We start from the raw sequence: 13,560 nt of genomic DNA, 5'->3' as shown, positions 1-13,560 counted from the left end.
TTGGCCATGCCGATCAAGACCACCATCAAGCGTGCCAGCGGCTGGATCTACCTGAACTCCCCGGTAGGCCGGCGGCAACTGCAAGGCGCCGGGCTGATCCTGATGCTGCACCGGGTGCTGGCCGACGACCGCGCCGCCGAGCTGCCGCACCGCAACGAGCTGTGTGTCGGCCCGGTGGCGTTCGAGCGCCTGCTGCGCTGGTTGTGCCAGCACTTCGACTGCCTGCCGCTGATGGACCTGTTGCACAGCCCCGGCAATGGCCGCCCGCGGGTGGCCCTGACGTTCGACGACGGTTGGCGCGACAACGCCCTGCACGCCTTTCCACTGCTGCAGAAGTACCAGGTGCCGGCGAGCATCTTTCTTTCCACCGACTACATCGGCAGCCGCCAGCGCTTCTGGTGGGAAAGCCTGGGCGAAACCCTGTGGGGCAGCCACGGCGAGGCGGCGCGGCACCAGTTGATCGAACAATTGCGCCGGGTCGGCCGGCCCCTGCCCCCCGCCTATTTCATGCACGACGCGCCCCGGGCCCGCAGCCGCGCCCTGGCCCACTACCTGCAAAGCCTGAAGAGCCTGGCGCCGCAGGCGCTGCATCTGCTCACCGATGCCTGCCCGCCGGAATCCCTGCCCCAGGCCCTGGACTGGCAGCAGGTGCGCGAGCTGGAAGCGTCCGGGCTGGTCAGCTTCGGCCCCCATGGTGCCAGTCACGCGTTGCTGCCAGGCCTGGACGACCGCCGCCTGGAAGAAGAGATCAGCCGCAGCCACCGCGCCTTGCAAAGCGGTTGTGCCAACCCGTTGCCGGTGTACTGCTACCCCAATGGCGACCATGACTTGCGGGTGCGCCAGCGTCTGGCCGCGCACCGCTATCCCTGGGCACTGAGCACCCGCGCCGGGATCTGCCAGGGCAGCGACGATCCCCTGGCCCTGCCGCGCATCGGCGTCAGCCAGCGCAACGCCAGCCGCCCCTCGCTGCTGGCCTGGCGCATCAGCCGCGGAGGCCACTCATGAGCCGCCCGTCCTATCTGCGCCACTTGCTGCTGAGCATGGGCACGCGGTTGGCGATGATCGGCCTGCGCCTGCTGCGCAACGTGTTGCTGGCACGCCTGCTGGGGCCGGCCGAGCGCGGTCTGTTCGCCCTGCTTAGCAGCCTGCCGGACCTGATCGCCGCGGCCACCAGTGGCGGCCTCAACAGCGCCGTGGGCTACCAGGCGGCGCAGCAACGCAACCTCGGCCTGCTGCTGACCCAGGTGCTGGTTTACGGTTGCCTGCTGGCCGGTCTGCTGACCCTGGCCTGTGTCGCCCTGCTGCGCAGTGTCGGCGTCGAGCTGGAAATCAGCCAGCAACTCGGTCTGCTGGCCTGGCTGCTGTTGCTGGCGGTACCGCTTAGCGTGTTGAAGAGTGGCCTGCTGACCCTGCACAACGCCACCGGTGGCGTTGGCGCGTTCAACGGCCTGCGCCTCACCGAATCCCTTGCGCCACTGCTGCTGTTCCTGCTGTTCTACGCCTTGTGGCCCGACGCCGCGCTACCCGCGGCGCTGGCCAGCTGGCTGCTGGGCCTGGCCCTGGTAGTGGTGCTCGGCCTGCTCTGGCTGCGCCGTGGCCATGCGCTGCGCCTGTGCTGGGACCGTGCCGGCCAGCGCGAGCTGTTGGCCTACAGTGCCAAGAGCCACCCGGACCTGCTGTTCCAGCAAGTGATCCTGCGCTCGGACTATCTGCTGGTCAGCGCCCTGCTCGGCAGCGCCGCCCTCGGTCACTACGCCATGGCCAGCGCTGCCGCCGAACTGTTGCTGATCGTCCCCGAAGCAGTGACCACGCCGCTGATGAAGCGCCTGCTGCAACAGGACGCTGGCATGGACACCCTGACCCCGCTGGCCCTGCGCCTGACCGCCACGGTGATGCTGGCGGCGTGCCTGAGCATGGCGCTGATCGGCGAATGGCTGATCGTTACCCTGTTCGGCGTCGAGTACCAACCGGCCTACCCGGCCCTGCTCGGCCTGCTGCCGGGGCTGTTCGGCCTGTGCTACGCGAGCATCCTGCGCCTGGACCTGCTGGGCAAGAACCGTCCCGGCAGCGTGTCGCTGATGATGGGCGCCGGTGCTGCGCTGAACCTGGTGCTGAACCTGATGCTTATCCCGCAACTGGGCATCGTCGGTGCAGCGCTGGCCTCCTCCATTGCCTATCTGGCGGTGACCCTGGCGATGCTGGTGCTGTATTGCCGGCTCAGTGGCGTGGCCTGGTGGCGCACCCTGTTCATTCTGCCGGGCGATCTGCAGCCGCTGCGGCGCATGCTGCCAGGCCGGGTGGCCGGATGAACGCCCTGCGCCTGCTTCCCGCCTGCCTGCTGGCCGTGTGCGGCCTGGCCGGGGCGGCGCAAGTGCGCTGGCCGGATATCCGCGACGGCAGCCTGTACCTGACACCGCAGCGCGCCGACCAACTCGACCTGCGCTGGGTCGGTGCCTGGCAGGCCGATGCCAACCCGGAACAGGTGTTCCTGCTGGACGGCCGGGGCCGGCTGGTCGGGCAACGGGACATCAGCACCCGCGAAGCCCGTGGTGAGCAACAGTGGCCGTTGCAGACCGGTCTTGGCAGCTACCGGCTGGAGATCCCCGGCTACAGCTTCCGGCGCTATCGCCCGACGTTCAGTGACGGCACCCGCGCGCTGTTCGCCCCGGCACGGGTGCATGTGAGCCTGCAGGTGGAGGCCGACACCCAGCTGTATTTCCGCGTCGCTGCCGGCGAAGAAGCAATCCTGGCCGGCAAGTACCATGGCGGTGTCAGCGGCCTGCGGGCGGTGCGCCTGGAGGATGGCCAGGCCCTTAACCTGAGCCTGGCAGCGCAACCGGCGTACTGGCAGTTCGAGCAGGTCACCCTGCCCGTCAGCCCGCGAGCCCAGGTGTGGCGGCTGGACCTGCAAGGCCGTGGCAAGGCAGCGTTCTGGCTCGACGGCACCGCCAACCTGTTCGCCCGCCGTGCCGACGACCTGCAACCCCTGCAGGAACAACCCGGTGATGTGTCGTTGCGACTGGGGGCGCAGCACCTGGGGCCCACCGCCCGCCTCGGCCTGAACCTGCCCTACCTGATGCCGCCCGCCGCCAGCTTCCCGGTGCTGGATGCCCTGCGCCCGGCGGCAGCGGGTTTCTACAGTTTCGTCGACGTGCTGGCTCGTCAGCCCGACTACGAAACTGCGTTTCGCCGGCTTTACCGCGAGCGCTTCGCTATCCACGACGACATCACGTTGCTGGCAGCCACCGGCCGGGTCGCGGACTTGCGCGATGACGTTGCCAGCCGCAAAGGCCTCGATGCCTGGCTGGCAGCCAGCGTTGCCCTGGGCGGTGCCGGCCGCCACTACCTCGCGTTTGCCGATGAGCCGAACCTGAACTACGCCAGCTACGACGACTTCCGCGCCTTTTTCCGCAAGCGCCTGGAACAAGTGGAGGCTTACGCCGGGGCCCGTGAAGCCGGAGTGCGCATCGCCATGCCGGCCAGCTCGCGCCTGGTCAACGGCCCGCTGGCCGAGCATGCCGCCGAGCGCCGGGGGCTGGATTGGGCGCAGCGCCTGCTGAGCGAATTCGGCCCGCGCATCGACGCCCTGGCCTGGCACGAATGGATGGTCCGCGACCTGCTCGCCACCCGGGTCTATCGCGCCAACGTGCGTCAGGCCGCAGGGCTGGTGGGCATCGACGAGCGTGGCCGGCCCCGCAAAGCGCTGCTGCTGGACCAGACCAACCTGTCCCCCGGCTCCAGCCTCAGCCTCTACGAACAGAACGGCCATCACGCTGCGTTGTGGTGGACCTCGGTGGCCATCAACGCCAGCGCCGATGGCCTGCTGACGATGCTCAACTGGTTCCAGGCCGCCGACGAACCCGAATACCCCAAGGGTATGCTGCAGGTGCTGGGCCCCGAGCGCTTTGCGCTCAAACCGGTGGGCCTGGCCCAGCAATTCATCCAGCGGCACTGGCTGGACGAGGTGCTGCAACTGGACAACGACGCCTTCGAAGTCGATGCCCTGGCCATGGCCCGCGGCCCGGCCCGCAGCCTGCTGGGCGTGAACAAGAGCGAGCGGACCCAGCGGGTGCGCTTCGACGCCGGCAGCCCGCACTGCCCGGCCAGCCCCGAATTGACCCTCTTCGGACCCGACCATCAGCCGCGCAAGGCCGATCTGGCCTGTCGCGACGGGCGACTGGGTTTCGAGGTACCAGGGCAGACGCTGTTCGCCCTGAGCTGGAGCGCGTCGTGAGCTACGCGCGCCGATCCAATCGCCTTGCCCGATACTGGAGGCAATCATGCGTGTACTGAACAAGCTGCAAACGCACATCAGGCACAAAGGACTGCGCTCGACCCTGCACACGGCCCTGCGCCGCTACGTGTTCTACCACTGGGAACTGATCTGGATGGAGCGCGACCTCGTCAGCCCGGTCCCGCCCCACAGCCTCAAGCCCAGCAGCCCGACCCAGGCCGAGCAGATCACCCTGCACAACGTCCATGCCTTCGCGCGGTATTTCGGCGATCGCCTGGAGACCATGCGCGAACTGCTCGCCGAAGGCCATACCGGCATCATCCACCGCGACCCCGAAGGTCATGTGGTGGCTTTCATCTGGGGCTGCCCGCGGGATTACCACGACCACCACTACTACGGCTGCTGGTTCCCGGTGAAGACGGGCGAGTTCTTCGAGTTCGGTGGCGAACTGACCCGCGCGTACTGGGGCACCACACTCTCGGTGGACCTGCAACTGAACCTGTGGAAGGCCATGAGCAAACAGGGCTGCGACAAGGTGGTGGACGTCTGCGAGAGCCACAACATCCCGGCGCTCAAGCTGCACCTGCGCATGGGCTATGCCGAGCAGGGTCGGGTCACTCATGTGTATTGCCTGTTCGGTCGCTTCAAGTTCTTCCGCCAGAGCCGCTACGAGGGCTCGCGTCTGGCGGCGTTGCGCAAGAGCGCGCCGATACCGGCATCGGCGGGGGTGGCCTGAAATGGGGTTACGCCTGAGCTGGCTCGGTTCGCTGAGCGATCCCGGATTTCCGGCACGGGAGTACGAGGCGCTGCGTGAACGCCTGCCGCAGAGCACACCGTTCAACAGCCTGGCCTGGCTGCGGGCCGCAGAGGCCTCGCTGCCCGCCGGGCAGTTGCTGCAAATCCTGGTCGGCTACGAGCAGGCGCAGTTGCGCCTGTGCCTGCCGCTGGTGCGGATGCCCTGGCGCATCGGTCCCCTGGGTTTCAGCGTTGTTCGGCATCTGGGCTACCCGCTGAGCGACCGCATCGGTTTGCTCATCGATCTGCCCGAGACCGAGGCTGCAGCCGTGTTGCGTGCTATCCGACAGCACCTGCCCCATAGCCTGCTGCAGTTGAACGAGGTCACCCGTGGCGAGCCGTGGCTGCTGCACTGGGGTTGGCGCAGTTCCACCCACGAGCGGCGGCGCGCCTGCAATGCACCGGTGCACCAGCTCAGCGAGGCGGACCGCCAGGAGGTCAGTGGCGACCCACGCTACAAGCTGCGCCGGGCACGCAAGCGCATTGCCGCCTGTGGCGCGGTGGTGCGCCGGGTCGTGCCGGACGCCGATACGGCCGGCGACTGGCTGGAACGCGTCGCCGCCGTGGAAGACGCCAGTTGGAAAGGCGACGACGGCGTCGGCATTTTCAGCAGCCGCCAGTCCCGCACCTGGATGCAGCAGGGTCTGGTGGCCCTGGCCGCTGAAGGCCGTTTGCGCCTGGTGGTGCTGGAACTGGCCGGCCGTTGCATCAGCTATCGGCTCGGCCTGCTGGAGCGTGGCCGGCTGTACGACTACAACCTGGCGTTCCTGCCCGAGCATGCCGGTCTGGGCAGTGGCCGGGTGCTGCTGCAGGAGTGGATCGACTGGGGGCTGGACGATGGCTGGGAGTGGATCGACGCCTCCCGGGTCAGCCTGGAAAACTCCAGTCATCAGTTGCACGAACGCATGACGGGCCAGGTCGAGCACCTGCGTCACAGTTTCTACAGCTGGCGGCCATCGGGGATCTGCCTGGGGCTGGGGCTGCGCCTGTGGCGCCGCTGCCGGCCGTGGCTACGCTCATTCAGCACCGGTCGCCCCGCCGTGAAACCGCCAGCCGTTACCCGCACACCGGTCACAGGAGCCAGCGAATGTCCTTCAAGGTCATAGTCAATGCCGATGATTTCGGCCTCAGCGAACCCGTCAACGCGGTGATCCTGCGGGCCTTCCAGGCCGGTCTGATCAGTTCCGCCACGGCCATGGCCAATATGCCGGCCTTCCGGACCGCCTGCGTGCTGGCGAGGCAGCCGGCGCTGCGCGGGCGGGTCGGCCTGCATTTCAACCTCAGCCATGGCAAGCCGTTGAGCGACGCCATCGTGCGGGAACCGCTGTTCTGCAATGCCGAGGGCGATTTCCATTTCCGCCTGTCGCGCAACTGCCTGCGGCTCTCGCCGTCCGCACGCCAGGCGGTGGAACAGGAACTGGCGGCGCAGTGGCAGCATTGCCTGCACCTGGGGCTGTTGCCCAGCCACCTGGATTCGCACCAGCACGTACACAACATCTGGCCCATCGGTGAGATCGTCGCCCGCTTCGCCGCCCGCGAAAGCGTCCCGGTGCGCCTGGCACGCAACCTGGGGCGCAACATCGGCCCGCTCAAGCGCGTCTACAAAAGCCTGCTCAACTGGCGTCTGCGCCACCTGGCAGGGGCCACCGCCGACTTTGTCTGCACGCCGGTGGACCTGCGCGACGGCCTGGCGCCGCGACAAGGGTTGCTGGAAGTGGTGGCGCACCCCAGTGCCTTGGGCAGCAACGATTTCGGCGATGCCTACCTGGGCACCGGCGAGTCGCTGACCGGTTTGCTGGAGCAGCAGTTGCAGACGGCGCCGCGCGTAGGCTACCGGGTGTTGGCCGAGAGTTAAGCGTCCTCTTCGGCTGCGGGAAAGGTCCGGCAACTCTTGCGCTCGGCAATCTCCCGGGCGCTGGGTCGCTCGTGTATGAAGCGCGCCTCGCCGTCGCTGTAGATCTCGAGGAATCCCCAGATCAGGTCGGCTTCGGTCTGGCCAGGCTTGGGTGGTTCGAACCACCAGACTTCGCGGCAGATCAAGGTCATGGGAAGGCTCGGCTGATGGCGGGTTTCTCCAACTATAGATAACTATTTGCCACCGCCACGGGTGCCATTAACGGTGTGCTTGCACTTCCTTTCACTGGAGTGCTTGCCATGCCCGATTCGACACCGGACCGTTTCGACCATCACATCCCGTTCATCAAAGAGCGCCTGCCCCGATGGGCGTCGCAAATCCAGCCACAACAGGCCAGGCACCTGCGCTACCTGAGCGATACGCCCGAGCAACCCTGGCTGTGCAACGCCATTCCGGCACTGCGCGAGGAGTTCGAACAGGCCCAGGCCCGGGTTCACGCCGTGAGCACGGCGCTGGCCGGTGCGCTCTCCGGTCTCAAGACAGCAGCGGAATTCGCCGAGCCGCTACTCTGGGGGCGCTTGCGCGATGCGCTCGACTTTCAGGGCAATCTGCGCAAGGTCAGGCTTGTGCGGTTCAGCCCCGACTGGAAATGGCCGGTGACCGAACGGTATCTCGCGTACCGCATCGAGTCGCTCCTCGAAGCCGCCCTGCAGAACTTCGCGCCTGACCAGGAATGGCTGCCCGAGAGCGTGGTCATCAGCGGCGACTTTCGCGTCACCTACGAAGATGGCCGTGCGCGCTATCACTACAACGAACTGCCGATCACACCTGCGATGCTGGCCCGGGAGTGTCATGCACTCGACCTGGGCAGCAGCTATCAGCAGCACTTGCGCGACGTCTTCCGACCGGTTGAAACCCGCCGGCTGGCGATCGAGGCGCGCAAGGCGCATCTGCGTCTGGATGTGCTCAAGGCCCGTATCTGCTACAACTTGCGCGATGATTGCCAGCGGCTCAGGCAACTGCTCGGCGACGAGCCCCTGCCCTCCGCAAGCCCTATGCCCCGGTGCCATCGGCTGAGTCTGTTCGGGATCGACGTTCACGATGCGCTGGTGATCCGGCCATGGCCGAATTCCGAAGCCGTGATGCTCCACCTGCCGGGCCTCGACGAGGGCGCCCTGACCCGCCACGCCACCCAGGGCGCTTGCGAGCGCGACCTGTTGCAGCGGCTGTGCGAACCCGGGATGCGCCAGCAGTTCCTCACCTTCATTCACCAGGGCAAGCGCGAACACTTCGCCAGCGTTCTGCAACGCAACCTCACCGGCGACACCCGCGCCGAAGACCTCGATGCACAATGGCCCGTCCCTTCGGAGGCGAACCTGCACTGGTACGACGCACCGTTCGACGAAGAGGTATTCGCTTACCTGCACGATCGCCACGTACGCCGCCTGCTCGACGAGGCAAAGCTGGTGGCCGTGCCCAGCGCCAACGTCGATGAAGCGGCGCGTCAGGCGCGAATCCGCTACTGGGAGTCGATCGGCCTGGACGTGCTGGGCGTCGCGGCGTTTTTCATACCGGCAGCCGGGCAACTGATGGCCGCGGTGTTCGTGGTGCAATTGCTCGACGAGGTCTATGAAGGCGTGAAGGCCTGGAACGTCGGCGATATCGATGCGGCCCTGGGGCATGTCAAAGCCGTGGCCCTGGATGTCGCCAGCGCCGTCGGCACGGCAGTCGCGTTGAATTACGCCAGCAAGCTGGGCAGCAAGCTGGTCGAGGTCGCCCGGGCGGACGGCACACCGCGCCTGTGGAACGGCGACCTGAGGCCCTGGCGCACGTCCTTGACCGAGCGGGCCGTGCGCAATGAGGCCGGGCAATGGGTCAACGAAGGACGGCACTATTTTGTGGTTGACGCCGAGCACTACGAACAACGCCTGCATGCCGACGGACAGCGCTGGGAACTGCACGATCCCGAGGCGCCCGGGGCATTTCGTCCGGCGTTCGAGCACAACGGCAAGGGCGCCTGGATGGGCACCCACGAAGCCCCGCACCAATGGCCGCGGCAGACTTTGCTGCGGCGCATCGGCCACAGCGTGGAGCGATACAGCGACGACGAACTGGACGTGGCCAGCCGGATCAGCGGCGTGGACCGCGACGACCTGCTCGACATTTACATCAAGGGGCAGCCTGCGCCGCCGCGCCTGCTGGAAACCCTGCGGCGGCTGCGTGGCGACGAGTTGTCGCCGTCGCCCCTGGAGCGTTTGTGCGAAGGACTCTACCGCCCTTCGCGCAGTACCCCGGCCAGCGACCGCCTGGTACTGACCAGCCTGCTGGCCGAGCCGCGCTGGCCGTCCGCTTGCAGCCTGGAGTTGCGTGGCGGCTCACTGGAAGGGCCCACCCTGGAGGTGGTCGGTGATCGCCTGGCAACCGACCAGCGCCTGATCGTCAAGGTGCCTGGCGGCTACCGGGCGGCGACCGGCGAAGGCTTGCAAAGGGTTCATGACGATCTGTTCGAGGCGCTCGCCGAGGCCATGCCGGAATTCGCTGACGCCCCGCGAACGCTCAAGGGCTGGATCGCCGAACGTGCCCATGGCCACCCCGAACGGACACTCGGCCAGGTCTGGCCAGGCGCGAGCAATGGCTGGACCCCGCGTGGCCGCTTGCTGGGCGGCAGCGACCGGCCGGCGACCTACCCGCCGGCCGCTCCTACCGGCAATGCCTTGATCGACCGTTATCGCCGGCTTTACCCCACCGCCAGCCGCGAGCACGCCCAGGCCGAGCTGCGCGCCTGGCTCCTGGATGATCAGCAACCTCATCTGGTCTTGCGCGCACTCGAGCAACAACTGGAGTACCTGCGTGGCGAACTCGGCCGCTGGGCAGGTAACAATCTCGGGCGACTGCGTGTCCAGGACGCCTTGCTGCACAGCTGGCGGCGTCTTCCGGTGCACCGGCAAGTGCTCAAGCTGGCCGGGCTGGGGCTGTCCGAGGATGACTTCCTGAACTTCCCGCATCTGAATGGCGCCTTCGGGCATGTCCGCGAACTGGTGCTCGACAACAACCCTTTGCGCACCCTGCCCACCCGCCTGACCTGCAACTTCCCCGATCTGCGCTGCCTGTGGGCCAACGCCGCGCAGCTCGAGCACCTGCCAGCGGGCCTCGGCGAGCAGATGACCGTGATGGAACTGCATGACAACGGCATTACCTGGACTGCGCAGTCACAGGCCGCGCTGGACGGCTATCCAAGGCTGGAGATGCTCAATCTGACAGGCAACCCGCTGAGGGAAGCGCCCAATGTCAGCCGCTTGAGCGAACTGAATGAACTGAGCCTGAGCGATACCAGCATCAGTCGCTTCCCGCAGGGGCTGGAGTTGCTGGAGGATCTGCAATCCCTCGACCTGTCTTCCAACCAGATCACCGAGATGCCCGATCCGCAGATCCTCAACCCATCTGCGCAGCGTGCCCTGAGCCTCGAATTCAATCCGCTCAACCCGGCGGCGCTCGAACGCATCGAAGGCTATTACGCGCAGACCGGCATCGACCTGATGATCTCGGAGGAAGATTTTTCAACCATGCTGTACGGTGCCGATGACCAGATCCGGGCCTGTTGGGACCGCCTCAGTCGAAGCTTGCCGCTGCAGTACCGGCGCGAGGTGCGGCAGCTCAGCGACACGGCGATGAACTACGCCGCGCCGGAAACCACTCGGCGCCGTTTCTGGTTTCTTCTGCAATGGCTGGATTCGAGCCCTCACGCACGAGCGATGGCGACGTCCCGTTCGGTCAGCGACCTGTTTCTGTTCGAGTTGACCGCCGAAGTGGACTTGTCTCAGGCGTTCGCCACCGCCCGCGCCCAGACCGAGCACATTCTGGGCGTGGCGACGGCGAGCGTGCGCTATCAGGCCGTTACCGATGCCCTGCTGGTGCGCTTTCCGACCGCAAACCCGTTGCAGCTCGAAACCCTGCGGGCCCTTACCTACCAACAGGTGGCGAATGTACCGGAGGTTCCGTTGCGCCTGGCGCCAACCCTCGAGGAGCGGGTCGAGTCCCTGCGTGCCGGCGAGTTGTTGCAGTTCATGGACAACCAGTGGCTGGGCCAGTTGCGTGATCAACTGATCAGCCTCGCCGCCAGCTCACCCAACGGGCGTGACGCGCTGCTGGCGGAAACGGCCGAGGGCACGCCCGTTCACCCGGTGTGGACGGATTGGCTGCGTATCCGCTACGCCGACGACTTCACGCAATTGCAGGAACAGGCGACTGCATGGTTGCAAGCGGCCGAGCTGCAGATGAGCGAAGGCGACTATCTGATCGAAGCCGACCGCCTGCGACGGGCGTTCGAGCAGAGTCAGCGGCAGTTGCTGGAGGACCTGACCCGCAGCATCGCCGATGGTAGCCAGACCCATTGGTAATGCGACATCGGCCCCCGGCTTGCCGGGGGCTCAGTACTCCACTGCGGTGAAGGACTCACTGGCCAACCAGTGTTCGAAGCGCTCTGCCGGCATCGGTCTTCCGAGCAGATAACCCTGGCCGTGGTCACAGCCGGCATTGCGCAGGAACTGATGCTGGGCATGGGTTTCGATGCCTTCGGCGGTAATGCGGAAACCCAGGGCGTGCCCCAGGTCGATGATGGCGCGGGTGATCGCGACATCGTTGTCGCCGTGGGGCAGGTCCTTGATGAAAGCGCGGTCGATCTTCAGATGATTGATCGGCAGCGTCTTCAGGTACGCCAGGGATGAATAGCCGGTGCCGAAGTCGTCCACCGCCGTGGCCACGCCCAGCGCCTGCAGATGCGCCAGCACCTCGCAGGCATGTTGCTGGCTTTCCATCAGCAGGCTTTCGGTGATCTCCACTTCCAGCAGGTCCGGGCTCAGGCCATGGCGTTCAAGGGCCTGGGTCAGGCTGCGCACGTAGTCACTGCGCTCGATCTGCAGTGCCGCCACGTTGATCGCGATCGGCCCCGGCAGCAGTTCGCGGTCGCGCCACTGGCGGATCTGCGCGCAGACCAGGTCGAGCACGTGCTCGCCGAGGGGAATGATCAGCCCGGTGCGCTCGGCCAGCGGAATGAACTCCGCTGGCGACACCAGCCCGTGTTGCGGATCGCGCCAGCGCAGCAGCGCTTCGGCACCCTCGACCCGGCCGCTGAACAGGTCGATGCGCGGCTGATACCAGACTTCGAACTCCTGCTGTTCCAGCGCCCGGCGCAACGCCCGCTCCATGGACAGACGCTGCTGCAGGCGCTCGGTCATGTCCGGTTGATACAGGCGCCAGGCGTTACGCCCGCTTTCCTTCGCCGCGTACATGGCGGTGTCGGCGTGACGCAGCAGGCTCTCGGTGCTGTGCCCGTGGTCCGGCGCCAGAGCGATCCCGATACTGCCGGTGACCAGCGCGGCATTGCCCTTGAGGTCGAACGGCCGCTGCAGTGCCTGCAGCAGCCCGTCCACCACCCGTCCGGCCTGTTCCGCGCCGTCGATGCGCTGGAGGATAAAGGCGAACTCATCGCCACCGAGGCGGCACACGGTGTCCTCGACGCCGACTCCCTCGCTCAAGCGCTGCGCCGCCTGTTGCAGCAGCAGATCGCCCAGGGCGTGGCCGAGGCTGTCGTTGACCAGCTTGAAGCCGTCGATATCCAGCACCAGTACCGCCAGGCGCACTTTCGGCGCGGCCAGGGCCTGTTGCAGGCGGCGCTGGAACAGCACGCGGTTGGGCAAGCCGGTGACCGCGTCGTAATGGGCCAGGCGCTCCAGTTGTGCCTGTGAGTCCCGCAGTTCGCCGTTGCGCAGGTTGATCAAGCGGTTGCTGCGGTTCAACTGAGCCACGAACACGCTGAACAGGGCCGTGGTGGCCAGGGCGAAAAGAAACAGCGGCGAATTGAACAGGCTCAGGGACGACCAGCCATTGCGCGGTGTTGCCGCCAATTGCCAACTGCCGCCCGGCACATCGACCTTGAGCGTCACCGAGGGCTGGTCGAAGAGCGCCGGCTCGCCCCAGATCATCGCGCCAGCTGCGCCCTCGCCATCGCCGCCGCGCAACGCCAGCCGGAAACTGGCGTCTTCGCTGACCCCGGCTTCACGCAGCAGGCGATCGATGTCCGCGACCACCGAAACGTTCCCCCAGTACAGGCGCACGCCCTTGTGCCCCTTGAGAAACACCGGGCGACGGTAGATCAGCCCGCGACCGCCCTGGTACAGCGCCACCGGGCCGGCCAGCACCGCCTCTTCGCTGTTGCGTGCCCGCTGCACCAGCGGGTACTGGGCCGGCAGCACGCGGTAGTCGAGCCCGAGGATGCTCTGGTTGCTGTGCAGTGGATAGACATCGGCGATGACATCGTTGGGCGCCAGGGAGATATGCCGGATATAGCCGACCGACTCCATGGCCTGACGCGCCATGTCATGGAAATGTGCGGGAGAAATGTCACCATCGGCACTGAGCAACTGGGCTATCCCTTCGGTCTCACCGAAGGCCGAGCGCATCTGCGCTTCCAGCCCGGCGCGAATGCCCGACAGGCGCATGCTGGCGTTGGCGATCATTTCGCTTTCCTGGCGCTGCACATCGAGGCGACCGAGCGCAACCGACAGGCCGATGCCGATCACGGCAAAACCGATGGGGAGCAGGCGCCAGGCGGTTGAACGCATGCGGGTAGGAAGGCGGCGGGGAGCTTCGAGGGCGAGAATTCTTGTCGTCATACGCC

General features: G+C 66.7%; 9 protein-coding genes. 7 read left to right on the top strand and 2 right to left on the bottom strand.

What is annotated here, in order from left to right; all coding sequences use genetic code 11:
* Positions 1 to 6 precede the first annotated feature (6 nt).
* From AC05QJ_RS17755 to AC05QJ_RS17730, 6 genes are read left to right on the top strand one after another with little or no spacing between them, the layout of a single operon-like run.
* Positions 7 to 1,005 carry a polysaccharide deacetylase family protein gene (locus AC05QJ_RS17755; RefSeq protein ID WP_476742603.1) on the top strand — a complete coding sequence of 333 codons (999 nt, stop codon included), beginning with the start codon at positions 7 to 9 and terminating at the stop codon, positions 1,003 to 1,005.
* On the top strand, positions 1,002 to 2,309 hold the full coding sequence (locus AC05QJ_RS17750; protein ID WP_476742602.1) for a lipopolysaccharide biosynthesis protein: 1,308 nt from the start codon (positions 1,002 to 1,004) through the stop codon (positions 2,307 to 2,309). The genes AC05QJ_RS17755 and AC05QJ_RS17750 overlap by 4 nt, the downstream gene beginning before the upstream one ends.
* Positions 2,306 to 4,234 carry a hypothetical protein gene (locus AC05QJ_RS17745; protein ID WP_476742601.1) on the top strand — a complete coding sequence of 643 codons (1,929 nt, stop codon included), beginning with the start codon at positions 2,306 to 2,308 and terminating at the stop codon, positions 4,232 to 4,234. Before AC05QJ_RS17750 ends, AC05QJ_RS17745 begins: the two co-directional genes overlap by 4 nt.
* A 46-nt stretch (positions 4,235 to 4,280) precedes the next feature.
* Entirely contained in the window at positions 4,281 to 4,970 is a 690-nt protein-coding gene (locus AC05QJ_RS17740) for an N-acetyltransferase (RefSeq protein WP_476742600.1), read from the top strand.
* A gap of 1 nt (position 4,971) precedes the next feature.
* Entirely contained in the window at positions 4,972 to 6,135 is a 1,164-nt protein-coding gene (locus AC05QJ_RS17735) for a GNAT family N-acetyltransferase (RefSeq protein ID WP_476742599.1), read from the top strand.
* Complete coding sequence (locus AC05QJ_RS17730; protein ID WP_476742598.1) at positions 6,117 to 6,884, top strand: ChbG/HpnK family deacetylase; 768 nt, start codon at positions 6,117 to 6,119, stop codon at positions 6,882 to 6,884. The genes AC05QJ_RS17735 and AC05QJ_RS17730 overlap by 19 nt, the downstream gene beginning before the upstream one ends.
* Here AC05QJ_RS17730 and AC05QJ_RS17725 read toward each other — a convergent pair.
* Complete coding sequence (locus AC05QJ_RS17725) at positions 6,881 to 7,075, bottom strand: hypothetical protein (RefSeq protein WP_476742597.1); 195 nt, start codon at positions 7,073 to 7,075, stop codon at positions 6,881 to 6,883. The two genes, AC05QJ_RS17730 and AC05QJ_RS17725, sit on opposite strands and share 4 nt — an antisense overlap.
* A 108-nt stretch (positions 7,076 to 7,183) precedes the next feature.
* Between AC05QJ_RS17725 and AC05QJ_RS17720 the strand changes: the two genes are divergently transcribed.
* Entirely contained in the window at positions 7,184 to 11,281 is a 4,098-nt protein-coding gene (locus tag AC05QJ_RS17720; RefSeq protein ID WP_476742596.1) for a dermonecrotic toxin domain-containing protein, read from the top strand.
* 30 nt (positions 11,282 to 11,311) lie between these two features.
* Here the strand turns inward: AC05QJ_RS17720 and AC05QJ_RS17715 are convergent, their stop codons facing one another.
* On the bottom strand, positions 11,312 to 13,555 hold the full coding sequence (locus tag AC05QJ_RS17715) for a putative bifunctional diguanylate cyclase/phosphodiesterase (RefSeq protein WP_476742595.1): 2,244 nt from the start codon (positions 13,553 to 13,555) through the stop codon (positions 11,312 to 11,314).
* Between the last annotated feature and the right edge of the window lie 5 nt (positions 13,556 to 13,560).

This window comes from Pseudomonas sp. TUM25319, assembly GCF_056388475.1.
Note: the sequence above shows the minus strand (reverse complement) of the source record. Positions and strands in the feature narration are given on the sequence as shown.

Excerpts from the sequence above, each read along its gene's own strand:
- AC05QJ_RS17755 (WP_476742603.1), top strand. The coding sequence starts at position 7 with ATGCCGATCAAGACCACCATCAAGCGTGCCAGCGGCTGGATCTACCTG.
- AC05QJ_RS17750 (WP_476742602.1), top strand. The coding sequence starts at position 1,002 with ATGAGCCGCCCGTCCTATCTGCGCCACTTGCTGCTGAGCATGGGCACG.
- AC05QJ_RS17745 (WP_476742601.1), top strand. The coding sequence starts at position 2,306 with ATGAACGCCCTGCGCCTGCTTCCCGCCTGCCTGCTGGCCGTGTGCGGC.
- AC05QJ_RS17740 (WP_476742600.1), top strand. The coding sequence starts at position 4,281 with ATGCGTGTACTGAACAAGCTGCAAACGCACATCAGGCACAAAGGACTG.
- AC05QJ_RS17735 (WP_476742599.1), top strand. The coding sequence starts at position 4,972 with ATGGGGTTACGCCTGAGCTGGCTCGGTTCGCTGAGCGATCCCGGATTT.
- AC05QJ_RS17730 (WP_476742598.1), top strand. The coding sequence starts at position 6,117 with ATGTCCTTCAAGGTCATAGTCAATGCCGATGATTTCGGCCTCAGCGAA.
- AC05QJ_RS17725 (WP_476742597.1), bottom strand. The coding sequence starts at position 7,075 with ATGACCTTGATCTGCCGCGAAGTCTGGTGGTTCGAACCACCCAAGCCT.
- AC05QJ_RS17720 (WP_476742596.1), top strand. The coding sequence starts at position 7,184 with ATGCCCGATTCGACACCGGACCGTTTCGACCATCACATCCCGTTCATC.
- AC05QJ_RS17715 (WP_476742595.1), bottom strand. The coding sequence starts at position 13,555 with ATGACGACAAGAATTCTCGCCCTCGAAGCTCCCCGCCGCCTTCCTACC.